We start from the raw sequence: 22,781 nt of genomic DNA on the forward strand, positions 1-22,781 counted from the left end.
TTCCTTTCATTCCTCATTTCTGCACTGCCATGGACATCGTCGTCAACGAAGAACTCAAGGCCTACATCGACCCGCTGACCCCCGATGAACTCGACGCGCTGGAGCGCAGCATCGTGGCCGAAGGCTGCCGCGACGCGCTCGTGCTCTGGAACGACCTGCTCATCGACGGCCACAACCGCTACGCCATCTGCCAAAAGCACGGCCTGCCCTTCAACACCGTGCAGGCCACGCAGTTCAAGAACATGGACGACGTGCACCTGTGGATGATCGACCAGCACCTGGGCCGCCGCAGCGTGTCCGACTTCCAGCGCGGCGTGCTGGCGCTGCGCAAGCGCGAGATCATTGCCACGCGCCGCTCGGCCGCCGCCGCTGCCGTGATGGCCGCCAAGGCCGATGCGCCCCAGGCCGAAGGTGAAGCCCCCTGGGAAGGCGAGACCGACCCCGTGGTCGCCGCCGCCCTGGCCAGCGTGGCCAAGGTGCCCGACGAGGCCCTGGACACGCGCGAGGCCCTGGCCCGCGTGGCCCGCCTGTCCAGCAGCCAGGTCAAGCTGATCGAGACCATCCAGCAAAAGGCCGCGCCCGAAGTGGTGGCCGCCGTGCGCTCGGGCGACATCTCGCTGAGCACCGCCGCCGTGGTCGCCAGCCTGCCCGTGGACGAGCAGCAGGCCGTGGCCGCCGCAGGCGCCGACGAACTCAAGCAGGCCGCCAAGCGCGTGCGCGATGCCAAGAAAAAGCCCAAGGCCGCCAAGCCCGAAGCCGAAGCGGCCGACGGCGAAGGCACGGCCGTGACCGCCTCGCCCGAGGAGCTGCAGCAGCGCGTGAACGAACTCGAAGCCGAGAACGAGCGCCTGCGCCAGCAGATCAAGGCGCTGCAGGAACTGCTGGCCGAGCAAGGCTGAAGCGGCGCCCGCCCCCAAGCACGCACGCCGCCATGACGCGCTACCAGGAGCTGGCCGACGATATCGAGGCATCCATCACCGCAGGCGTTCTGTGCCCAGGTGACAAGCTGCCCTCGGTGCGCCAGACCAGCGAGCGGCGCGGCGTCAGCGCCTCCACGGTGTTCCAGGCCTACTACCTGCTGGAGGCGCGCGGCCTGGTGCGCGCGCGCGAGCGATCGGGCTACTTCGTGGCCCAGCGCCCGCGCAGCGCGCCGCCCGAGCCTACCGAGCCGTCTTCGCCCGAGGGCGACAGCTTTGCGGTGGTCGATGTGAGCGAGCGCGTGTTCGAGGTGCTGGAGTCGGCCATGGACCGCGATGTCGTGCCCCTGGGCTCGGCCTTTCCCTCGCCGGGCCTGTTCCCGCTGCGCCGCCTGGGCCAGTGCCTGGCGCATGCCGCGCGCGAGGCCGACCCGCGCAGCGCCATCGACGACCTCACGCCCGGAAGCCTGGCGCTGCGACGCCAGATCGCACGCCGCTACCTGGCCGACGGCCTGGCGCTGACGCCGGCCGACCTGGTCATCACCAACGGCGCGCTGGAGGCTCTGAACCTGTGCCTGGCCGCCGTCACGCGGCCCGGCGGCGCCGTGGTCATCGAATCGCCCTGCTTCTATGGCGCGCTGCAGGCGCTGGAACGCATGGGCCTGTCGGCCATCGAGGTGCCCACCCATCCGGGCGAGGGCATGGACCTGGCTGCGCTGGAGGCAGCACTGCAGCGCCACCGGCCCCAGGCCATCTGGCTGATGACCTGCTTTCAGAACCCGCTGGGCAGCCTCATGCCAGAGGCGCGCAAACGCGCACTGGTGGAGCTGGTCACGCGCCACCGCGTGCCGCTGATCGAAGACGACGTGTACGGCGAGCTGTACTTCGGCGAGCGCCGCCCGCCGCCGGCCAAGACCTTCGACACCGAAGGCTGGGTGCTGCACTGCAGCTCGTTCTCCAAATGGCTGGCGCCGGGCTGGCGCACGGGCTGGGCCGCGCCGGGGCGCTTCACGCGCGCCGTGGCCCGGCAAAAGCTCACCACCACGCTGGCCACGAATGCGCCCACCCAGCAGGCGCTGGCCGACTACCTGGAAAGCGGCGGCGCCGACCGCCACCTGCGCCGCCTGCGCCAGAGCCTGGCCCTGCAGCGGGACCACATGGCATCGGCCATTGCCCGCCACTTTCCGCAGGGTACGCGGGCCACGCGGCCCGAGGGCGGCTACTTCATGTGGATAGAGCTGCCACCGTACTGCAATGCGCTGGCCCTGCACCGCGCGGCGCTGGCGCGCGGCATCAGCGTGGCGCCGGGGCCGATCTTCTCGGCCTCGCAGGCCTTCGGCCACTGCCTGCGGCTGAACTACGGCCATGACTGGAGCGACGAGACCGGGCAGGCCCTGGCCACGCTGGGCGAGCTGGCCCGCGCAATGCAGCCCCTTCCAACAGCAAAAGCAGCAAGGTAAGCGCCCGCTGCGCTGGCAGCACCTGCTGCGCTGTAGCGCCCGGGCAACGCGGCCCGGCACAGCTGCTGTCAGCCTGGTGCAAGCTGGATGATTCTCATTTAGACTCGCACCCCGAACCGGCATCGCCGCCATGCATGCTGACCGGTCCTTGTCTCCTGCTTCCGCCTCGCCCGCCGCCACGCGTCCTGCAGCCTGCCAGCCGACCCTTCAGCGCTGCACCAATCCCAGAGGCACAAAGGAAGTTTTCCATGGTTTCCAGCAATCACTGCGCCACGCTCACACGCTGCGCGGCCGCTGTCGCCGCCGCCCTGCTGTCGCTGCAGGCGTCGGCACAGGCGCCATCCCCCGCCACCACCGCGCCCGAGGCCGGCCTGTCCGCCATCACCGTCACGGGCAACTGGCTGGACAACCCCACCGAGGAAAAGGTGCTGGACCATGCCGGCGCGCGCACCATCGTCGAACGGGCGCGCATCGAGGAAACCGGCTCCTCCAGCCTGCGCGACGTGCTGCGCCTGGTGCCCGGCGTGCAGGTGCAGGACAGCAACGGCACGGGCGGCAGCGACGTGTCTCTGAACATCGGCGTGCGCGGCCTGACGGCGCGCCTGTCGCCGCGCTCGTATGTGCTGATGGACGGCGTGCCCGTCTCCTACGCGCCCTACGGCCAGCCCCAGCTGTCGCTGGCGCCCGTGTCGCTGGGCAACCTGGAGTCGGTGGATGTGATCCGCGGCGCGGGCTCGGTGCGCTACGGCCCCCAGAACGTGGGCGGCATCATCAACTTCGTCACGCGCGCCATTCCCAAGACCTTCGCGGCCGAGGCCTCGGTGGGCACCGAGATCTACAGCCACGGCGGCAATGCCAAGACCACGCCCAGCCTGTTCGTGGGCGGCACCAACGAATCCGGCCTGGGCCTGGCCCTGCTGTACTCGGGCACGCATGGCGACGGCTGGCGCGCAGGCAATGACAAGACCGACATCGACGACATCCTGCTCAAGGGCGCCTACCGCATCTCGGCCCAGGACGACATCGCCGTCTCGCTGCACCACTTCGAGGGCTCGGGCCGCATGCCCGGCGGCCTGACGACGGCGCAGTACGCGGCCGACCCGTTCCAGTCCACGCGCTCCTACGACAGCTTCGACGGCCGCCGCACCGATGCCTCGTTCAAGTACAACCACAAGGACGGGCGCAACAACTTCGAGGTGCTGGGCTACTACGTGGACTCGTTCCGCGGCAGCTACATCGAGCAGGACAACGCCAACCAGCGCCGCCTGACGGCCGCGCCGCGCAGCTACCACTACTTCGGCATCGAGCCGCGCTACTCGCGCCTGTTCGAGACCGGCTCCGTGGTGCAGGAAGTCAGCGTGGGCTACCGCTACCTCAAGGAAAGCAGTTCCGAGGTCGCGCTGCGCACCGCCTACTACAACCCCGCCACCATGGCCAACGCCATGGCCCTGCCGATCACGCCCTACCAGACCAGCCAGGGCGGCACCACGGCCCATGCCTTCTACATCGATGACCGCATCGACATCGGCAACTGGACCATCACGCCCGGCGTGCGCTACGAACGCATCAACTCCTTCAACAACGTCAGCAACCTGGGCGCCGATGGCAGCACCGTCACCAGTCAGCTGTTCCCCAAGGCCGATGCAAGCGAGTTCCTGCCCACGCTGTCCGTGCTCTACCGCATGAATGCGCAGTGGTCGCTGTTCGCCAACGCGGGCAAGTCCTTCGGACCGCAGCAGTACGCGCAACTGGCCCAGACCGAGCGCGGCCTGCATCCCGAATCGGCCAAGACCTATGAGGTGGGCACGCACTACAACAGCCCGGCGCTGAACGCCGAGCTGACGCTGTTCAACATCGACTTCGACAAGGAACTGCTGCTGACCCGCGTGGGCGTGGACGGCATCTGGACCGACCTGGGCGCCACGCGCCACCGCGGCATCGAGTCCTCGCTGCGCTACGACCTGGGCCAGTGGAATGCCGCGCTCAAGGGGCTGACGGCGGGTGTGTCCTACACCTATACCGAGGCTGTCTCGCGCGCTGGCGATTTCGCGGGGCGCGACCTGCCGCTGTACTCGCGCCACACGGGCCAGCTGTGGGCGCGCTATGCGCTGGGGCAGTGGACGCTGAATGCGGACCTGGCCGCGCAATCGAAGCAGCGCTCTCCGGGGTCGGGCACGCAGTATGTGACGCAGGAAGATGCTGCGGGGCGGCTGGGTGATATTCCCGGGTTTGCGACCGTGGGCCTGCGTGCGGGCTATGACTTTGGCAAGTCGCTGAGCAATCTGCGGGTGGCCGTGGGGGTCAAGAATCTGTTCGATCGCAGGTACTACACGCGGTCTACGGACAACAACGGGGGCAAGTATGTGGGGATGCCTCGGACGTTGTATTTGCAGGGGACGTTGCCGTTCTAAATACTTCGGTCTTTTTTGACCCTGCCGGGTGGTTGTTTTTCGAGGCCGGGTCTCGGCCCGGCGGCCGACTGCCCTTTCTTGATTCGCCAAGAAAGGTCAGATCAAAGAAGGCGACCCGAATGTCCGCGACCCTCCGCTTCGCTGCGGGCAACCTGCGCTGACATACGGGGAGTGGGCATGGGGCGGGCCTTCGCTTCGCTCGGCCCGTTTTGGTCTTTTTAGCCCTCTGCTGTGAATCCCACGCGCTTGACGATGGGGCCCCATTTGGCGAGTTCGGACTGCAGCAGCGCGGCCAGTTCGGCGGGGGTGGAGGATTGGGCGTCCAGGCCGAAGGTGGCCAGGCTGTCCACCACGTCGGGCGTGGCCAGGGCCTTGCGCATGTGGCCGTTCAGGCGCTGCACGGTCTCGGCAGGCGTCTTGGCGGGCACGAAGAAGGCGAACCATTCGCTGTGCGCCATGTCCTTGTAGCCCTGCTCCACCAGCGTGGGCACCTGGGGTGCGAAGCGGCTGCGCTTGGCGCCGCTGACGCCCAGGATGCGCATCTTGCCGCCGGCCAGGTGCTGCAGCATGTCGCCCACGGGGCCGCAGACGGCGGAGACGTTGCCGCCCAGCATGTCCAGCAGCGCCGGCTGGGTGCCGCGGTAGCCGGCGTGCTTGAAGTCCACGCCGGCATGCTGGCCCAGCAGGGCGCCGATGAAGTGCGGGGTGGAGCCGGGAGCGGGCGAGCCGAAGTTGGCGCCTGCGGGGTTGGCCTTGGCCCAGGCGAAGAATTCGGGCACCGTGGTCACGCTGGCGGGCACGGCGGGGCCGACGGCGAAGCCGAAGTCGAAGATGCAGCCCACGGTGACCGGCGCCAGGTCGGCCACCGGGTCATAGGGCAGCTTCTTGTAGATGTGCGGGTAGATGGACAGCATGGACGTGGGCGTCTGCAGCAGGGTGGCGCCGTCTGCGGGCCGGCCCTTGACGTAGCTGATGGCGATCTGCCCGCCCGCGCCGGTGCGGTTTTCCACCACGGCGGTCTTGGCATAGCCCGACAGCTTGGTGCCCACGCGGCGGCAGATGGCGTCCGAGGTGCCTCCGGCCGCGAAGCCGGTGATGATGTTCAGGGTCTCGATGGGGCCCTGGGCCTGCGCCCAGGCCTGCTGGCCCAGGCTGGCCAGCAGCGCACCCGCTCCAGCGGTGCCCAGCCATTGGCGGCGGTCGATGTTCATGCGTATGTCTCCGGTTGAAATTGAAACTCTGAAAAAAACAGTGGGGGAACAGCGGGGAAATGCGTGCCAGCCCGGCGGCTTCAACTGTCGTCGCGCAGCCAGACCACCTGGCCCGAATGCGTGACCGCGCCCTGGTGGGCCGGGCGCACGGTGAGCGCGTATTTTTCCAGCACGCCGCCCAGCGGCGGGGCCTGGCGGCGCGCGGCGGCCGATTGTTCCAGACGTGCGTCCAGTTCCGCCTCGCCGATTTCCACCGTGATGCTGCGCGCATCGGCGCGGGCGTCGATGGCGATGAGGTCGCCGTCGCGCAGCGCGGCAATGGGGCCGTTGTCGGCGGCCTCGGGGCCTGCGTAGCCGATGCACAGGCCGCGCGTGGCACCAGAGAAGCGCCCATCGGTCAGCAGGGCCACCTTGTCGCCCATGCCCTGGCCATACAGCAGCGCGGTGATGCCCAGCATCTCGCGCATGCCGGGGCTGCCGCGCGGGCCTTCGTTGCGGATGACGATGACATCGCCCGCCGCATACTGCATGGCCTGCACGGCGGCCTGGGCCTGTTCCTCGGACTCGAAGACGCGCGCGGGGCCCCGGTGCACCAGGGTCTTGAGGCCGGCCGTCTTCAGCAGCGCGCCATCGGGGCAGAGATTGCCCTTGAGCACGGTCAGGCCACCGTCGCGCGTGATGGGGTTGCCGGGCGTGCGCACCACCTCGCCATCGGGCGGCGCGGCATCGGCCAGTTCTTCGGCCAGGGTGCGGCCCGTGAAGGTGAGCGCATCGCCGTGGACAAAGCCCTGCTCCATCAGCGTGCGCAGGATCACGCCGGCGCCGCCGATGTAGTACACATCGCGCGCCAGGAAGCGCCCGCCGGGACGCAGGTCGGCGATCAGCGGCGTGCGCGCGAAGATCTCGGCCACGTCGTCCAGGTGGAAGCGGATGCCGGCCTCGTGCGCGATGGCCGGCAGGTGCAGGGCGGCATTGGTCGATCCGCCCGTGGCGCTGACCACGGCGCATGCATTCTCCAGCGCCCGGCGCGTGATGATGTCGCGCGGCAGCGGGCCGCCGCCTTCGGCGCTGGCCCACACGGCCTGCATGAGCTGGCGCGCGGCGCGGCGCATCAGCGGTGCGCGCTCGCTGAACACGGCGGGCACCATGCTGGAGCCGATGGGCGCCAGGCCCAGCGCCTCGCTCACCATGCCCATGGTGTTGGCCGTGAACTGGCCAGCGCAGGCGCCGGCCGTGGGCAGGCAGGCGCGGCTCATGGCCTCCAGGTCCTGCGCCGTGGCGGTGCCGGCCAGCACCTGGCCGATGGTCTCGTAGGTATCGACCACGTTCAGGTCGCGCCCGTGCACGCCGGGCGCCTGCCCCGGCAGGGCCGAGCCGCCATGCACGAAGACGCTGGGCACATTGCAGCGCACCATGCCCATCATCAGCCCCGGCAGGTTCTTGTCGCAGGCGCCGATGGCGAAGATGCCATCCCACTGGTGGCCGCGCACCGAGGCCTCCACGCTGTCGGCGATCAGCTCACGCGAGACCAGCGAGAACCGCATGCCCGAATGCGCCATGGTCAGCCCGTCGCTGACCGACACCACCGGGCATTCATGCGGCGTACCGCCCCCGGCATAAATGCCGGTCTTGGCATGCTGGGCCTGGTCGCGCAGGTTGAGGTTGCAGGGGCTCATCTCCCCGCCCGTGTGGAACACGCCGATGTGCGGGCGCTCCATGTCTTCGTCGTCCTGGCCCAGGGCATGCAGGAAGCTGCGCGTGGTGGCACGGATGGTGCCGGAGCGGATCAGGGCGGAGCGAAAGGGCGTGGGCGTGGCCGCTGCCGGGCTGCTGCCGGTGGTGCTGGTTGTGGTGGTGGAGGCGGCCAGCGATGCGGAGGCGCTGGACTCGGAAAAGACGTTGTCGGGGGAGGCAGGTTTCTTGTTCATACGCGGGACGGAAAACAGCCGCCCACCATAGCGGGGTCTGCGGATTTCCCTATGAGCATTTACACCAGATCGTGTCTCCCGGGAGTCGCCTGGGGGGCCGCCCTTCGGCGCCAGATGGACGGAAAAAAAGGCCCCGGAACAAACTTCCGGGGCCTCAAAACCGATGCCAGTCCGCGCTGCAGCGGACCAGGCATCGTGCACAACAACTGCGCTGTACTCCTGAATCAATCCATCCAACCAGCCCTTCAGCGCGGAACCAGGAACGTGCTGTGCGCCTGCTTGGTAAGCGCCGGATCACCCACCGCCGTGGCCGTGATCTCCACGCCGTGCGAGCCAGGGCCGGCCGCGCCATAGGGCGCCTGCAGCCGCACCACGACCCAGCGGTCCTGGGCCGCGCCCACGTCCACCTCGGTCTCAGAAGCCACGCGCAGGCCTTCGATGCCCGAGGCCGACAGCACATAGCGCTGGTCCTGCTCCGTGGCATTGCCGATCTGCACGCGGTAGATGTTCTCGATCTGGCCGCCGGCCACGATGCGCGACAGCGTGCCCCGGTCGCGCACCACGTCCACCTTCAGCGGCGTGCGCAGCGCCAGGCTGGCCACCATGGCCGTGGAGATGGCCACCAGCGCCGTGCCGTAGATGAGCACGCGCGGGCGGAAGATGCGGCGCACCAGCTCGCTCTGGCGCCAGCCCCGGGCCACGCCGTTCTGCGTGGACAGGCGGATCAGCCCGCGCGGGTAATGCATGCGGTCCATGACGCTGTTGCAGGCGTCGATGCACAGGCCGCAGCCGATGCATTCGTACTGCAGGCCGTCGCGTATGTCGATGCCCACCGGGCAGACCTGCACGCACAGCGTGCAGTCGATGCAGTCGCCAAGCCCCTGGGCCCGGTAGTCCACCCCCTTGTGGCGCGGGCCGCGCGATTCGCCGCGTGCGGTGTCGTAGGTGACGACCAGGGTGTCCTTGTCGAACATGGCGCTCTGGAAGCGCGCATAGGGGCACATGTGCTTGCAGACCTGTTCGCGCAGGAAGCCCGCGTTGCCGTAGGTGGCCAGCGCATAGAACAGCACCCAGAAGATCTGCCATGCGCCGGTGAGCGCCAGCACCTCGGGCAGCAGGCTGCGGATGGGCACGAAGTAGCCGACGAAGGTCAGCCCCGTCCACAGCGAGATCAGCAGCCACAGCGCATGCTTGCCGCCGCGCCGCGCGATCTTCTCCGCACCCCAGCCGCTGCCGTCCAGCCGCAGCCGCGCGCTGCGGTCGCCCTCCAGCCGGCGCTCCACCCACATGAACAGCTCGGTGTAGACCGTCTGCGGGCAGGAAAAGCCGCACCACAGCCGCCCCGCCACCGTGGTGAACAGGAACAGCGCCAGCGCCGAGACGATGAGCAGCACCGCCAGGTAGATGAAATCCTGCGGATACAGCAGCCAGCCGAAGACGTAGAAGCGCCGCTGCTCCAGGTCGAACAGCAGGGCCTGCCGGCCATGGATCTGCAGCCAGGGAATGCCATAGAAGAACAGCTGCGTGAGCCAGACCATGGCCCAGCGCCAATGGGTGAAGCGCCCCGTGATGGAGCGCGGCTGGATCTTCCTGCGCGATTCGAACAGCGGGGAATCCGCGCTGGCGTCGGTGATGGGAATCACCTTGCGTGGCGCGGGCCGCGGCCGGGGGGCTGCGGCGGTTTCATCGGGAAGCGGTTTCGGTCGTTCTGACATGCGGGGCCCTCGCCCCGGCCGGTGCGCCCTTGATGCGGGCTTGTCATGAATTGCCGGGGACTGCCTGGACTATGCCCAGCGCCCTGCCCCGGCGGTAGCAGCAGATGCAGCGGATTCGACCGTATCAGATGGCGGGTCAGGCCTGCGGCGAGCGCAGCGCCGCAACGGCAAGCCGCAGCCCCCACAGCACCAGGCACAGACCCAGCAGCGCCGTCAGCGTGCCGATGCGCACATCGGCCTGGAGCACGCCCCAGCGGCTGAAGATCTCCGTCCAGTCATGGTCGCCCCCGCCCACCAGCGGCAGCACCTGGGCACGCGCGTCCTTCATGTAGTGGGCCACGTTCATGAGGCTCTCTCCCAGCCACATCAGCGCGGCAATCCAGCCCGTGCGCTGGCCCTGCCTGTGGAAATGGCGCATGAACAGGGCCGGGAACAGCAGCTGGAACAGCGTGCCGCCGTAGACCGAGAGATGCTGCGAGAACAGGGCCACCAGCGGATGCCCGGCTTCGTGCAGTGCCAGGTTGGCGTTGTCCAGCAGCAGCAGCCAGTGCCCCTGGCTGAAGAAGTGGCCCCAGATGATCCAGGCGGCAAAGGCCGTCAGCGCGATGGCGGCAGGCCGGGTGACCGGCTGCCACTCGATCTGCCCGTCCAGCGCATCGCCGCGCTTCATCGCGCCTGCCCTGCAGGTTGTGGGTGCGGGTGCGGGTGCTGGTGCTGGTGCTGGTGCTGGTGCGTTTGCGCACCGGAGCAAGGGGCAGGCAGGAAAGGCATGTCGGCAGGATTGGGCAAAGGAGCAATGGCAAGAGGATGGCAGGACTCTGGCCGCGATCTTCCCACGGCTCCCCCGGCTCGCCGGAATGCCGTCCTGCGCCGCCATCCATGCACGCGAGGTTCTGGCACAGTCGGGCATCCGACTCTTCAAGCCAAGGAACGTCCGCACCATGAACCTGCGCCCCCTATTGCATGACCTTGTCCGCCAACATGGCCTGGACCGCAAGGCCGCCGTGCAGCTGTTTGCACTGGCGGGATTCGAGCAGGAACCGGCTGCGCTCAGAACCCGCCTGTGGCCCGTGGTGGCCTTGCTGGGCGCGGCGCTGGGCGGGCTGGGCATCGTGCTGTGGATTGCCGCCAATTGGGAGAGCATGGGCCGCATGCAGCGCTTTGCCCTGCTGCAGGGCTTCGTGCTCGTGATGTGTCTTGGCGCGGCATGGCGCGCGGCGGCGCGCGTGCCGCTGTCGGTGCTGGCGCTGCTGGGCACGGGTGCGTTGTTCGCCTTTTTCGGGCAGACCTACCAGACGGGAGCGGACCCCTGGCAGCTGTTTGCGCTGTGGGCAGCGCTGACCCTGCCGCTGGCCCTGGCGGCGCGCAGCGATGGCGTCTGGGTGCCCTGGGTGGTGGTTGCCATGACGGGCATTGCGCTGTGGGCGCAGGCCCATACGCCGCAGTTCTGGGAAGTGGAGTCGCGCGACCTGGGCGTGCATGCCGTGGCCCTGGGCGCCGCCCTTGCCGTCACCGCGGTCATGGCACCGGCCCTGCGGCGCTTCACGGGCGCGGGGCTGTGGGCCTTGCGCGGCGCGGGCGCGCTGGCGCTGGCGATGATCACCTCCACTGCCATCAGCGGGCTGTTCCACAGCACGGTGGCGCCGCAGTACCCGCTGGGGCTGGTGCTGCTGGCAGGCGCGGCGGCGCTGGCGGGCCTGCGCAGGCATTTCGATATCTTTTTGCTCAGCGGTGCGGCGCTGGGCCTGAACGTGCTGCTGGTGTGCGGCCTGGTCTATCTGCTGCTGGAAAAACTGGGGGCGGACTTCACGGGCATGCTGCTGCTCGTCGGCCTGGGCGCTGCGTGCCTGCTGGCGGCCACGGTCAGCCTGGTGCTTCGAATGTCACGCAACGCGGAAGGAGGCCTTCAATGAGCCACGAACACGACACCCTGCTGCGCCAGGCCGTGGACCAGGGCATCCTGCCGCCTGCCGCATTGCAGGACCGCCGCCCTGCCGCCAACGACCGCCATTGGGCGGTGGTGCTGCTCACGGCGCTGGGCGCCTGGCTGGCCCTTCTGCCCTTGCTGATTCTGTTTGCGTTTGCCCTGTCCGACTGGATAGAGCGCGGCGCCGGCACCTATGTGATCGGCGCCATGATGCTGGCCGCAGCCGTGGCCGTGCTGCGCGCCGAGGAGCTGCCCGTCTTCCTGGAGCAGCTGGCCCTGCCTGCCATGCTGACCGGCGCCGGCCTGCTGGGCTTTGGCCTGGCGCGCGACCTGTCGGGGCAGGCTGCGGGCGCGATAGGCCTGGCCATTGCGCTGGCCTGCACGGCCGCCATTCCAAGGCCCTGGCTGCGCGTGTTGCTGGGCGCCGCCTGCGCACTGCTGTTTTGCACCATGCTCTGGCCGGACAACGATCCATCCACCCTGTACGCAGGCCTGCCGACCTGGGTCATCGTGCATGCGGCGCTGCTGCTCTGGATGCTGCTGCTGGCAGCCCAGTGGCGCGCGCTGGGGCAGTCTGCGGCACAGACCCGCATGGCGGCGGCGCTGGAGCCCTTTGCCACGGGCTGGCTGCTGGCGGTACTGGCTGGCCTGGCCTTTCTGTCCGGCAGGAGCTTCATGGTGGCCGGCGCGCTGGGCGGCGGCCTGGCGGGCGAGCTGGCGCAGGAAGCCGCCCCGAACATCTCCATGGGCGTTCTGACGCAGGCCGGCTCGGCCGTGCTGGCCCTGGCAGCCGCCTGGTTCGCCCAGCGCGCATGGCCCACGCTGCGGCAGCCGCGCGCCGCCGTGGCTGCCATGGTGCTGGCCGTGCTGAGTGCCTTCCTGCCCTGGCTGGGCGCCTGCCTGCTGGCGCTGGCGGTGACCGGCACCAGCGGCCGCTGGCGGCAGGCCGCAGCGGCCGCCCTGGCTGCGGCCTGGATCGTGGGCAGCTTCTACTACCAGCTGGCCTGGCCACTGGCCACCAAAGCCATGGTGCTGGCCGGCTGCGGCGCCTTGCTGGGCCTGCTGGCCTGGGCAGGGCCGCGCGCCACAGCGCTGCCAGGCAGCGCGGAGACCGCCGCCGCATCGCGCGCCGTGCCCCTGCAGCGCTGGGCGCCGTGGCTGGTGGTACTGACGGCGGCCTGCACGCTGGCGGTGGCCAATATCGGCATTGCGCAGAAGGAGCGCACCATCGCCCAGGGCCGCAAGGTGTTCGTGGAACTGGCGCCCGTGGACCCGCGCTCCCTGATGCAGGGCGACTACATGCGCCTGAACTTCCGCCTGCCTTCCGAGGACAGGGACGTAGAGAAAGAGAACCTGCGCAGCGGACGCCTCTACGCCATCGGCAAGCTCGATGAGCAGGGCGTGGTGCAGTGGCTGCGCACCGGCACGGCCAGCGAGCCGCTGGCGCCGGGCGAGCAGCGCTTTGAACTCACCCCGCGCGGCGGCCGGTGGACGCTGGTGACCGATGCCTGGTACTTCCGCGAAGGCGATGGCCAGCGCTGGGAACAGGCCCGCTACGGCGAGTTCCGCGTGGAGCCCGACGGGCGTGCGCTGCTGGTGGGCATGGCTGACGCGCAACTGCGCCCCATCGTGCCCTGAATGCAGCTCACTCGAAACTGTCGCCCTCGGCCAGCGGCGCATGCCGGTAGCTGGCCGGCGTGCGGCTGAGCTTGACGGGCGCGCCCAGGCCCCGGTAGCCGCCCTCCATCTCCACCACCATCTCGCGGTGCAGGGTATGCGGGTGGTTGAGCGCCGCGTCCACGCCCAGCACGGGCGCGGCGGGCACGCCGATGGCCATCAGCGCATCGGCCAGCGCGGGGCCGTCGCTGGCCTGCAAGGCCTGCTCCAGCAACGGCTTGAGCGCATCGCGGTGGTGGGAACGCTGGCCGGCCGTGGCAAAGCGCTCGTCGGCCACCAGTTGCGGGCATCCCAGGTGCTCGCACAGCAGGCGGAACTGGCGGTCGTTGCCCACGGCCAGGAAGACCGGCGTGGTGCCCGTGGCAAAGCTGTCGTAGGGGTAGATGTTGGGATGGGCGTTGCCCGAGCGCCCCGGCGTCCTGCCGCTCATGAACCAGTTGCCCGCATGCGGGTGCAGCAGCGAGATGCCGCTGTCGTACAGCGAGACATCGACCAGCTGGCCCAGGCCGCTGCGCTGGCGCTCCTGCAGCGCCAGCAGCACGCCGATGACGCCGTTCATGCCCGTGACCATGTCCACCACCGGCAGGCCCACGCGCAGCGGATCGCCGCCGGCCTCGCCGTTGACGCTCATCAGCCCCGTCATGGCCTGGATGGCCGCGTCATAGCCGGGCCAGGCACCCAACGGGCCATCGGCGCCGAAGCCGCTGACGCGGCACCAGATGAGGCGCGGAAAGCGCTCGCGCACCTGCTCCCAGCCAATGCCCCATTTCTCCATGGTGCCGATCTTGAAGTTCTCCACCACCACGTCGGCCTGCTCCATCAGCGCCAGCACGGCCTGCTGGCCTTCGGGCTGGGACAGGTCCAGGAACTGCAGCCGCTTGTTGCGGTTCAGGCCCCGGTAGTAGGAAGAGACACCGTCCTGGAACGGCGGCCCCCAGGCGCGCGTATCGTCGCCCTGCGGCGGCTCCACCTTGAGCACGTCGGCACCGTGGTCGCCCAGGATCTGGCCGCACAGCGGGCCACCAAGAATGCGGGAGAGGTCGAGGACACGGATGCCCTGGAGCGCTCCCGCGCGTTGATTTGTGTTCATGGGGATACTCTCGTCAGTCGAGCTTCGCGCCGGAGGCATCGACCACGGCCTTCCATTTCGTGACCTCCTGCGCGATGAAGGTCGACAGCCCCGCTGGCGAAAGATCGGAAGCCGGCTCCAGCCCCTGGTCGGCAAAGGTCTTGCGGATGCGCTCGCTGCTCAGGGCCTTGCGGAAGGCCGCGTTCAGCGTCTCGATGCGGTCGGCCGGCGTGCCGGCCGGTGCCACTACGCCGAAGAACACGCTCACGTCGTAGCCGGGCAGGCCCTGCTCGGCGATGGTGGGGATGTCGGGCATGGCCTGGGAGCGCTTTTCCGTGGCCACGCCAATGGCCTTGAACTTGCCGGCCTTGATGTAGGGCATGGCGGTGAGGATGTCGGTGAAGGTCATGTTCACCTGCCCCGCCAGCAGGTCGTTGAGCGCCGGGCCCGTGCCCTTGTACGGGATGTGCTGCAGCGAGGTGCCGGCCATCTTGTTGAACAGCACGCCGGCCAGGTGTGAGGAGGCGCCGTTGCCCGAGGACGCATAGTCCAGGCTGCCCGGTTTGGCCTTGTCCTGCGCGATCAGCTCCTGCACGGTGGTGGCCTTGGTGGCCGGGTTGACCACCAGCACGTTGGGCAGGTGGCCCACGCGGATGATGGGCGCGAAGCTGGTCTGCGGGTCGTAGTTGATCTTGCGGTACAGGTGCTTGTTGATGGCCAGCGGCCCCGAGGTGCCGAACATGATGGTGTAGCCGTCGGGCCTGGCGCGGGCCACGAAGTCGGCGCCGATGTTGCCGCCTGCGCCGGCCTTGTTCTCCACGATCACGCTCTGGCCCAGCGTCTCGGTCAGCGCTATCGCCAGCGTGCGGGCCATGGCGTCCGTGGGCCCGCCGGGCGGGAAGGGAACGACAAAGCTGATGGGCCGCTCGGGAAAGCGCTCGGCCAGTGCGGCGGCCGGCAGCGCGGCGGTGGCGGCGAGCGCACAGGCCCACAGGAATCGGCGTTTCTGGAAGGACGGCTTCTGGTCAGTGCAAGGCATGGTGTTTGTCTCCGGTACTTGTGCGGTCATCCCTGTGGACGGGATGTGTGTTCTGGGTCGGTGCGGTCGATGGGCTCAGCGTGTCCAGCCTTCGGGCAGGTCGCCTGCCGCCAGCGGGTCGCGCGGCAGCACGCGGTGCAGCAGCACCAGCTGCGCCCAGCGCATGCGTTCGGCACTGCGTGTGCACGAGGCCTCCCAGGCCATGGCCGTGGCCGTGAAGCAGTGGTACAGGCCCGAGGCGGCGGCGCGCGCCAGGCGGTCACCGCCCTCCTCGGCCGCGCGCAGGGCCAGGGCCGCAGCCTTGTCCATGCTGGCCGACAGCGCGGCCTTGAAGTCCGTGGCCGCCTCGGTCTGGGCCAGCAGCTGGGCCGCGTGGTCGCGCAGCACGGGCAGCGAGCCTTCGCGCTTGATGGCGCGGATCACGTCCAGCGCCACGATGTTGCTGGTGCCTTCCCAGATCGATCCCAGGTGGGAGTCGCGCACCAGGCGCGGGTCGCTCCACTCCTCGATGTAGCCGCATCCGCCGCGCACTTCCATGGCGTCGCCCGTGACCTTGCGCGCGTCGCGGCAGGCGCGGAACTTGATCATGGGCGTGAGGATGCGCAGCAGCGCGTAGGCGCCGTCTTCGCCTGCGTCCGAGCGCTGCAGCGCCTGGGCCGTCTGCAGCACCATGGTGCGTGCCTGCTCGGAGTAGATGCGCAGCTTGTCGAGCTGGCGCTGCATCAGCGGCATGTCCTGCAGGGCCTTGCCGAAGGCGCGGCGCTCGCGCGCCACGTACTCGGCCTCGGCCACGGCACGGCGCATCAGCCCGGCCGAGCGCACGCCGTTGGACAGGCGCGAGTTGTTCACCATGTCGGCCATCTGCACGAAGCCCCGGCCCTGCTCGCCCACCAGGTAGGCGACGGCGCCGTCGAGCACGATCTCGCCGCTGGCCATGGAGCGCGTGCCCAGCTTGTGCTTGAGGCGCACGATGCGGTAGTGGTTGGCCGAGCCATCGTCCAGCCGGCGCGGCAGCAGGAACAGCGAGATGCCCTTCATGCCCGCCGGCGCGCCTTCCACGCGCGCCAGCACCATGGCGAAGTCGGCATCGGGGTTGGAGCAGAACCACTTGTCGCCCGACAGGCGCCAGCTGCCGTCGGCGGCCGGGCGGGCCAGCGTCTGGGTGTTGGAGATGTCCGAGCCGGCCGCCTGCTCGGTCATGAACATGGCGCCCTGGGCCTGGTCCTCGAAGCGCAGCTGCGTCATGCGCGGCCAGTACTTCTCGACCAGGGCCGGCTCGCCGTACTTGCGCAGCGTGCGCGCCAGCGAGTCGGTCATGGACAGCGGGCAGCACAGGCCGAACTCGGCCTGCACGAACAGATAGGTCAGCGCGTACTTGGCCAGCGGCGGCAGCTTGCCATCCCAGCCCAGCACGCCCGTGCGGTGCGACATGACGGCCAGGCCGAACTCGCCATAGGCAATGCGCTCCATCTCCACATAGGCCGGGTGCTTGACGATGCGCTGCGCATCGCGCCCCGTGCGGTCGCGGTGCTCCAGCTCGGGCGGGTTGCGGTCGGCGGTCAGCGCCCATTCGTCGATCTCGCGGCCGGCCAGGGCGCCCATGCGCTCCAGATGGGGCTGCAGGTGCGCGTTCACCTCGGGCGGCAGGTACAGCGCCAGCAGCGGCTGCAACTGCGAATCGGTGGTGTACAGGTTGCTGCCGTGGCGGTCGGGCACGGCCTGGAAAGCCTGGGCGGGGGAAGACTGCATGGCGGCCAGCGCCTGCGGTTCGGGGTTCATGGTCTGTCTCCTGTGCGGGAACCGGGACCGGGCGCATGGGCTCCGGGTCTTGGGGATGCCCCCATTCTTGGAAACAGTCCTATTCGAGTCAAATATCGATAACGTATTGATTAATAGTCAAACCGGATAGAACACCATGGAGCTGAGACAACTGAGGTACTTTCTGGTGCTGGCCGAGGAGCTGCACTTCAGCCGCGCAGCCCAGCGCCTGTCCATCTCCCAGCCGCCGCTGAGCGTGGCCATCCGCCAGCTGGAGGAAGAGCTGGGCGCCCAGCTGTTCGAGCGCACCAGCAAGGAGGTGCGGCTCACGGCCGCCGGCAAGCACCTGCGCGTGCAGGCCCAGGACATCATGGAACAGGCCCAGCGCGTGCGCCAGGACATGCGCGCCATCGCCGACGGCGTGCAGGGCCGCATCCGGCTGGGCTTTGTGGGTTCGGCCATCTACCGCGGGCTGCCCGAGGCGCTGGAGAGCTTTCGCGCCCGGCACCCGCTGGTGCGCATCGACATGCTGGAGCTCAACAGCGCAGAGCAGATCGCCTCCCTGCAACAGGAGCGGCTGGACCTGGGCCTGCTGCACGCCACGCGCCCCGCGCCCGGCCTGCAATCACACACCCTGGTGAGCGAGCCGTTCATGGCCTGCCTGCCCGCAGGCCATGCGCTGGCCGGCCAGCGCACGCTGCAGGTGCGCCAGCTGGCGGGCGAGCGCATGGTGCTGTTCTCGCGCCAGGTCTCGCCCGACTACCACCAGCAGATCTGGCAGATCTGCCAGAGCGAGGGCTTCACGCCCGACCTGCACCACGAGGTGCGGCACTGGCTGTCCGTGCTGTCCCTGGTGTCGCTGCGTCAGGGCGTGTCCCTGGTTCCGGCCTGCCTGCAGCGCGTGGGCTTTCCGGGGCTGGCCTTCGTGCCCATCCAGGGCCGGCACCCGCAGTCGCAGATGCAGGCCATGTGGCACCCGGGCCATGTGCAGCCCCTGGTCGAATCGCTGCTGGCCCACCTGCGCGACAGCGTGGGCAGGCTGGGACAACAGCCATAAACGCCACACCCTTGCTCAGTTCACCATGTCCAAAACTGGCGTGGCCCAAAAGCGAGGGACACCGAGCAAGGGCAGCCCCGCCGCCAGGGTGTCGTCCCCCTTCCAGGGGGAAGCCGCATAGCGGTTCAGGGGGTTTCCAACTTCATTCAAGGAGCTGCCTGAGAACGTACGGCAGGATGCCGCCGTGCCGGTAGTAGTCCACCTCGATGGGCGTGTCGATGCGCAGCTTGACCACCACGGTCTGCTTGCTGCCATCGGCACGCGTGATCACCAGCTGGGCCTCGCTTTGCGGTGCCAGGTCGGCGGCGGGAATCACTTCCACGAACTCCTGGCCAGTCAGGCCCAGGGTCTGCCAGCTGTCCGTGCCCAGGAACTGCAGCGGCAGCACGCCCATGCCCACCAGGTTGGAACGGTGGATGCGCTCGAAGCTGCGCGCCACCACGGCCTTGATGCCCAGCAGCTGCGTGCCCTTGGCGGCCCAGTCGCGGCTCGATCCCGTGCCGTATTCCTCGCCCGCGAAGATCACGGTGGCACGGCCCTCGGCCTGGTACTTCATGGCCGCGTCGTAGATGGGCATCTTGGTGACCTGGCCCGTGCCGTCGCGGTACAGCGTCAGGCCGCCCTCCTCGCGCGAGCCATCGGCCTGCGCCGGAATCATCAGGTTCTTGATGCGCACGTTGGCAAAGGTGCCGCGCATCATCACCTCATGGTTGCCGCGCCGCGAGCCGTAGCTGTTGAAGTCGGCCTTTTGCACGCCGTGGGCCAGCAGCCACTGGCCTGCGGGCGAGCTTTCCTTGATGGAGCCGGCCGGCGAGATGTGGTCGGTGGTGATGGAGTCGCCGAACAGCGCCATCACGCGCGCGCCGTGCACCACGTAGGGGTTGGAGCCTTCGGCGCCAGCGGCGGGCGCTTCCAGCTCAAGCCGGAAGCCGTCGAAGAACGGCGGCTCGGCAATGTAGGTGCTCTCGGGCCAGGTATAGGTGGCGCCCGTCACGCCGTGGATCTTTTCCCAGAGCTTGCCGGGCTCGGAGCGCACCTTCTCGTAGTTCTCGCGGAAGGCCTTGCCGTTCATGGCGTACTTCATCAGCGCGTGGATCTCTTCGCTGGTCGGCCAGATGTCGCCCAGGTAGATGTCACGGCCGTTCTTGCCCTGGCCCACGGGCTCGGTCATCAGGTCGCGGCGCACCGTGCCGGCAATGGCATAGGCCACGACCAGAGGCGGGCTGGCCAGGAAGTTGGCCTTGATGTTGGGGTGGATGCGCGCCTCGAAGTTGCGGTTGCCCGACAGCACGGCCGCGCAGACCAGGTCGTTGCTGGTGATGGCCTCGTTGAGCTCCGGCGTGAGGTCGCCCGCGTTGCCGATGCAGGTGGTGCAGCCGTAGCCGGCCAGCGCAAAGCCCAGCTTTTCCAGGTAGGGCAGCAGGCCGGCTTCGGTCAAATACTCGGTCACCACGCGCGAGCCCGGCGCCAGAGAGGTCTTGATGTGCGGCTGCACCGTGAGCCCGGCCTTCACCGCCTTCTTGGCCAGCAGGCCGGCGGCCAGCATCACGCTGGGGTTGGAGGTGTTGGTGCAGCTGGTGATGGCGGCAATGAGCACGTCGCCGTTGGCGATGCTCAGGCGCTTGGGCGGCGTGGGGGCATCGACCGGTGCCTCGCTGTGGGCGGCCTCCAGCTTGGGCTTGTTGGCCTCCATCTCGGCCAGCGAGCGCTGCGCGCCGGGCGGATGGGCCGGCGTCTCGGGCGCCACCTCGCCCTCGCCGCCACCGCCTACGCGAAAGCTCCGGCCCAGCCGTTCGATCGGCTGGTTGAACCCGTTGTGCGCCGCAGGGGCGCTGAACAGCTCATCGAACTTGGACGACACATTGCCCAGCTCGATGCGGTCCTGCGGGCGCTTGGGTCCGGCCAGGCTGGGCGCCACGGTGCCCAGGTCCAGGCGCACCACATGGGAGTAATCGATCTCGCCGGCGGCCGGCACGCCGAACAGCTCCTGTGCGCGGAAATAGCCCTCGAAGGCCTCGATCTCGGCCTTGCTGCGGCCCGTGCCCCTGAAGTAGTCGATGGTTTTTTCATCGACGGGGAAAAAGCCCATGGTGGCGCCGTACTCGGGCGCCATGTTGCCGATGGTTGCGCGGTCGGGCAGCGCCAGGGTGCGCGTGCCTTCGCCGAAGAACTCCACGAACTTGCCCACCACCTTCTCGCGGCGCAGGATCTCGGTCACCGACAGCACCAGGTCCGTGGCCGTCACGCCCTCGCGCAGCTGGCCCGACAGCTCGAAGCCCACCACATCGGGCGTGAGGAAGTACACGGGCTGGCCCAGCATGGCGGCCTCGGCCTCGATGCCGCCCACGCCCCAGCCCACCACGCCGATGCCGTTGATCATGGTCGTGTGGCTGTCCGTGCCCACCAGGGTGTCGGGGTAGTGCACGCCGTCCTTGGTCTTGTGCACGCCGCGCGCCAGGTACTCCAGGTTCACCTGGTGGACGATGCCGAAGCCCGGAGGCACCACGCCGAAGGTGTCGAAGGCCTGCATGCCCCACTTCATGAACTGGTAGCGCTCCTTGTTGCGCTGGAACTCCAGCTTCATGTTCAGGTCCAGCGCCTTCTTGGTGCCGAAGTAGTCCACCATGATGGAGTGGTCCACCACCAGGTCCACGGGCACCAGCGGCTCGATGGACTTGGGCTTCTTGCCCAGCCTGGCGGCAGTGCTGCGCATGGCGGCCAGGTCGGCCAGCAGCGGCACGCCCGTGAAATCCTGCAGCACCACGCGCGATACCACGAAGGGGATCTCGTCCACGCGCTCGGCCTGGGGCTTCCAGTTCGCCAGCTGCTCCACATGCTCGCGCGTCACCTTGTTGCCATCGCAGTTGCGCAGCACGGACTCCAGCACGATGCGCAGCGACACGGGCAATCGCCGGACCTGTGGATATTGCCTTGCCAGTTCAGGCAGGGAGAAGAACTTGCCCTTCTTGCCCCCCGCCGCAGCAAAGGATTTGAGGGTGTTTTCATATTCGTGGCGCATCGTGAGACTCCTGGATGAAACTCTGGGAAGGCACATGCGCGCCGCCTTTTTCCGGGCGGCTGGGCATGTACCAAGACTCTGATTTCCATTGTGCCCAGAAGTGCCCGCGGATGCTGTGGTCCATTGGCGATAGTCACACGCGGACAACGCTGTCCGCGCGGCAAAAGCGACAGGCTTTCACGGGGCTGTCATCGAACCGGCCAGCGAAGCCCTGCTGCGCCACAACCCCGCGCACTGCAGATCGCCCAGCGCCACGCCGATGGCCGCCTGGCCCAGCACCCATGCCCAGCCTGCGGGCGCAGGCTCCAGCACGCCGCTGTACAGCACCACGCCGCACGCCAGGGCCCAGCCGAAGTTGCCGAACACGGCAATGGCCACCAGCCGCCTGCTGCGCGGCATGCGGCACGCGCCCCAGCCAGCCACGCAGGCCCAGGCCAGCAAGAAGCACCCCGTGCCCAGCAGCAGCGCCTGCGGCAACCCCGTGACAACGGCCAGCGGCTGCGCAAAGGCCAGCTGCACCGCGCCGGCAGCGGCGCAGCAGATGGCGTCGGCCCACAGGGTGCGGGGCAGGAAACGGGCATGGGAAAACATCGGCATCAGCACTCCTTGTGGATTGCCGGGCCTGCACCTCGCAAGCCGGCCCCACCGATGCTCCGCCGCCACCGCCCCCGAGTCCATGACCTGCCAGGTCATGCCAGCCCCGCTGGAGCAACTCCAGTCGCTATGCCACAATCCGCACCAGCCCCCTGTCACGGGGCCGGTGCTTGAAAACACCTTTGAAGAATAGCGGAGCGGCCTCCCCGATAGCGAGGCCTTGTCACGTCTGATTTGCTTGGATCGTGGGCGCTTGCCTGCATCCGAACGGTTTGGGACGGGATGGGGCTCACCGCAAGGCTGCCCGCACGACTATTCTCGTGTTTTCAACATCCCGTCCACCATTGCTGTGCTTGAAAACCCGGCCTGGTGGTTCAGTCTCGAATAGGAGCACGGAACCATGTACATCGCATCCCTCTCGATGGCCCGCCTCACCTTTGCAAGGAGAGCCGAGCCATGACAACAAGCCCCCCACCAAGCGCCGAGCATTTCACCCAGGTCGTGACCGAGGTGGACCGCCTGGTGCAGCAAGGCTGTGCCGAAATCTCTGCGCTCTCCCGCATGGCCCTGCTGTGGCTGGAAACGCCCGAGACCAGCAACCGCCTGGACGTGCTCGCCAGCGCCCTGCGCACCATCCGCAACAGCGCCGACATGCTGGCCAGCGAAACCAGCGGCGAAGTCGTCGCCGTGGGCTGCTCCCACCACGTCAAAAGCAGCACAGCCCCCTGAACCGGGCCCAGCGCAGCGAAGGCCCGCACCAGCTCCCCGTATGCCAGCGCCTGCGTCGGGCCGCCTGCGGGGTTGCAGTCCTGCCGAAGGACAGGACTGCCTCGTGATCTGACTCGCCGTGATTGTTTGAACGTAGCGCGCAGCGCAAAGTGAGTTTCACGGCGAACCCCGCAGGCGGCCCGACGCAGGTTGCCCCGCAGCGCAGCGAAGGGGTCGCGGGCATCCGGGTCGCCTTCTTTGGCCTGACCTTTCTTGGCGAATCAAGAAAGG

The 22,781-nt window shown here is 68.8% G+C and carries 16 protein-coding genes; 7 read left to right on the top strand and 9 right to left on the bottom strand.

Going from position 1 to position 22,781, the window contains the following annotated elements; all coding sequences use genetic code 11:
* The first annotated feature begins 29 nt into the window (after positions 1-29).
* The 3 genes from AC57B5_RS10470 (at position 30) to AC57B5_RS10480 (ending at position 4,788) form a co-directional block, all read left to right on the top strand.
* Positions 30-899 carry a plasmid replication/partition related protein gene (locus tag AC57B5_RS10470; RefSeq protein ID WP_374618755.1) on the top strand — a complete coding sequence of 290 codons (870 nt, stop codon included), beginning with the start codon at positions 30-32 and terminating at the stop codon, positions 897-899.
* Between the two features lie 32 nt (positions 900-931).
* Positions 932-2,377: an aminotransferase-like domain-containing protein gene (locus tag AC57B5_RS10475; protein ID WP_198822151.1), complete on the top strand. Its 1,446-nt coding sequence runs from the start codon at positions 932-934 to the stop codon at positions 2,375-2,377.
* 248 nt (positions 2,378-2,625) lie between these two features.
* Positions 2,626-4,788 carry a TonB-dependent receptor family protein gene (locus AC57B5_RS10480; RefSeq protein WP_496399471.1) on the top strand — a complete coding sequence of 721 codons (2,163 nt, stop codon included), beginning with the start codon at positions 2,626-2,628 and terminating at the stop codon, positions 4,786-4,788.
* Positions 4,789-5,006: 218 nt separating this feature from the next.
* Here AC57B5_RS10480 and AC57B5_RS10485 read toward each other — a convergent pair whose 3' ends face one another.
* The 4 genes from AC57B5_RS10485 to AC57B5_RS10500 form a co-directional block, all read right to left on the bottom strand.
* Positions 5,007-5,999: a Bug family tripartite tricarboxylate transporter substrate binding protein gene (locus AC57B5_RS10485; protein ID WP_012204371.1), complete on the bottom strand. Its 993-nt coding sequence runs from the start codon at positions 5,997-5,999 to the stop codon at positions 5,007-5,009.
* 80 nt (positions 6,000-6,079) lie between these two features.
* Complete coding sequence (ilvD, locus tag AC57B5_RS10490) at positions 6,080-7,927, bottom strand: dihydroxy-acid dehydratase (protein WP_496399472.1); 1,848 nt, start codon at positions 7,925-7,927, stop codon at positions 6,080-6,082.
* A gap of 245 nt (positions 7,928-8,172) precedes the next feature.
* Positions 8,173-9,642, bottom strand: coding sequence for a cytochrome c oxidase accessory protein CcoG (gene ccoG, locus AC57B5_RS10495; RefSeq protein WP_333905942.1), 1,470 nt, complete (start codon positions 9,640-9,642; stop codon positions 8,173-8,175).
* Between the two features lie 136 nt (positions 9,643-9,778).
* Positions 9,779-10,312, bottom strand: coding sequence for a hypothetical protein (locus tag AC57B5_RS10500; protein ID WP_012204368.1), 534 nt, complete (start codon positions 10,310-10,312; stop codon positions 9,779-9,781).
* 271 nt (positions 10,313-10,583) lie between these two features.
* Here AC57B5_RS10500 and AC57B5_RS10505 point away from each other — a divergent pair, with 271 nt between their 5' ends.
* Both AC57B5_RS10505 and AC57B5_RS10510 read left to right on the top strand, forming a co-directional pair.
* Positions 10,584-11,555, top strand: a complete 972-nt coding sequence (locus AC57B5_RS10505; protein ID WP_034398293.1) for a DUF2157 domain-containing protein — start codon at positions 10,584-10,586, stop codon at positions 11,553-11,555.
* On the top strand, positions 11,552-13,207 hold the full coding sequence (locus AC57B5_RS10510) for a GDYXXLXY domain-containing protein (RefSeq protein WP_454709379.1): 1,656 nt from the start codon (positions 11,552-11,554) through the stop codon (positions 13,205-13,207). The genes AC57B5_RS10505 and AC57B5_RS10510 overlap by 4 nt, the downstream gene beginning before the upstream one ends.
* Positions 13,208-13,214: 7 nt before the next feature.
* On the opposite strand, the gene AC57B5_RS10515 is transcribed toward AC57B5_RS10510, so the two are convergent.
* From AC57B5_RS10515 to AC57B5_RS10525, 3 genes are all read right to left on the bottom strand, one after another.
* The gene (locus tag AC57B5_RS10515) at positions 13,215-14,336 is read right to left on the bottom strand and encodes a CaiB/BaiF CoA transferase family protein (protein WP_034391511.1); all 1,122 of its coding nucleotides are present in this window, start codon (positions 14,334-14,336) and stop codon (positions 13,215-13,217) included.
* Between the two features lie 13 nt (positions 14,337-14,349).
* Positions 14,350-15,354, bottom strand: a complete 1,005-nt coding sequence (locus tag AC57B5_RS10520; RefSeq protein WP_492805706.1) for a tripartite tricarboxylate transporter substrate-binding protein — start codon at positions 15,352-15,354, stop codon at positions 14,350-14,352.
* Positions 15,355-15,429: 75 nt separating this feature from the next.
* Entirely contained in the window at positions 15,430-17,133 is a 1,704-nt protein-coding gene (locus AC57B5_RS10525) for an acyl-CoA dehydrogenase family protein (protein ID WP_099734246.1), read from the bottom strand.
* Positions 17,134-17,269: 136 nt separating this feature from the next.
* Between AC57B5_RS10525 and AC57B5_RS10530 the strand changes: the two genes are divergently transcribed.
* Positions 17,270-18,169 carry a LysR substrate-binding domain-containing protein gene (locus AC57B5_RS10530; RefSeq protein WP_496399473.1) on the top strand — a complete coding sequence of 300 codons (900 nt, stop codon included), beginning with the start codon at positions 17,270-17,272 and terminating at the stop codon, positions 18,167-18,169.
* A 142-nt stretch (positions 18,170-18,311) separates the two neighbouring features.
* Here AC57B5_RS10530 and AC57B5_RS10535 read toward each other — a convergent pair whose 3' ends face one another.
* Positions 18,312-21,188 (bottom strand): aconitate hydratase, encoded by a 2,877-nt coding sequence (locus AC57B5_RS10535; protein WP_496399474.1) that lies wholly within the window; start codon positions 21,186-21,188, stop codon positions 18,312-18,314.
* A 177-nt stretch (positions 21,189-21,365) separates the two neighbouring features.
* Positions 21,366-21,785 carry a hypothetical protein gene (locus tag AC57B5_RS10540; protein WP_496399475.1) on the bottom strand — a complete coding sequence of 140 codons (420 nt, stop codon included), beginning with the start codon at positions 21,783-21,785 and terminating at the stop codon, positions 21,366-21,368.
* 453 nt (positions 21,786-22,238) lie between these two features.
* On the opposite strand from AC57B5_RS10540, the gene AC57B5_RS10545 reads away from it, so the two are divergent.
* Entirely contained in the window at positions 22,239-22,511 is a 273-nt protein-coding gene (locus AC57B5_RS10545; RefSeq protein ID WP_496399476.1) for a hypothetical protein, read from the top strand.
* The last annotated feature ends 270 nt before the right edge of the window (positions 22,512-22,781 follow it).

This window comes from Delftia sp. BGA-UO-ETr-SB1 (genome assembly GCF_059567865.1).

Coding starts and splice junctions, on each gene's coding strand:
- ccoG (WP_333905942.1), bottom strand. CDS start 9,642: ATGTCAGAACGACCGAAACCGCTTCCCGATGAAACCGCCGCAGCCCCC.
- AC57B5_RS10480 (WP_496399471.1), top strand. CDS start 2,626: ATGGTTTCCAGCAATCACTGCGCCACGCTCACACGCTGCGCGGCCGCT.
- AC57B5_RS10530 (WP_496399473.1), top strand. CDS start 17,270: ATGGAGCTGAGACAACTGAGGTACTTTCTGGTGCTGGCCGAGGAGCTG.
- AC57B5_RS10545 (WP_496399476.1), top strand. CDS start 22,239: ATGACAACAAGCCCCCCACCAAGCGCCGAGCATTTCACCCAGGTCGTG.
- AC57B5_RS10525 (WP_099734246.1), bottom strand. CDS start 17,133: ATGAACCCCGAACCGCAGGCGCTGGCCGCCATGCAGTCTTCCCCCGCC.
- AC57B5_RS10510 (WP_454709379.1), top strand. CDS start 11,552: ATGAGCCACGAACACGACACCCTGCTGCGCCAGGCCGTGGACCAGGGC.
- AC57B5_RS10475 (WP_198822151.1), top strand. CDS start 932: ATGACGCGCTACCAGGAGCTGGCCGACGATATCGAGGCATCCATCACC.
- AC57B5_RS10520 (WP_492805706.1), bottom strand. CDS start 15,354: ATGCCTTGCACTGACCAGAAGCCGTCCTTCCAGAAACGCCGATTCCTG.
- ilvD (WP_496399472.1), bottom strand. CDS start 7,927: ATGAACAAGAAACCTGCCTCCCCCGACAACGTCTTTTCCGAGTCCAGC.
- AC57B5_RS10515 (WP_034391511.1), bottom strand. CDS start 14,336: ATGAACACAAATCAACGCGCGGGAGCGCTCCAGGGCATCCGTGTCCTC.
- AC57B5_RS10500 (WP_012204368.1), bottom strand. CDS start 10,312: ATGAAGCGCGGCGATGCGCTGGACGGGCAGATCGAGTGGCAGCCGGTC.
- AC57B5_RS10540 (WP_496399475.1), bottom strand. CDS start 21,785: ATGCCGATGTTTTCCCATGCCCGTTTCCTGCCCCGCACCCTGTGGGCC.
- AC57B5_RS10470 (WP_374618755.1), top strand. CDS start 30: ATGGACATCGTCGTCAACGAAGAACTCAAGGCCTACATCGACCCGCTG.
- AC57B5_RS10505 (WP_034398293.1), top strand. CDS start 10,584: ATGAACCTGCGCCCCCTATTGCATGACCTTGTCCGCCAACATGGCCTG.
- AC57B5_RS10535 (WP_496399474.1), bottom strand. CDS start 21,188: ATGCGCCACGAATATGAAAACACCCTCAAATCCTTTGCTGCGGCGGGG.
- AC57B5_RS10485 (WP_012204371.1), bottom strand. CDS start 5,999: ATGAACATCGACCGCCGCCAATGGCTGGGCACCGCTGGAGCGGGTGCG.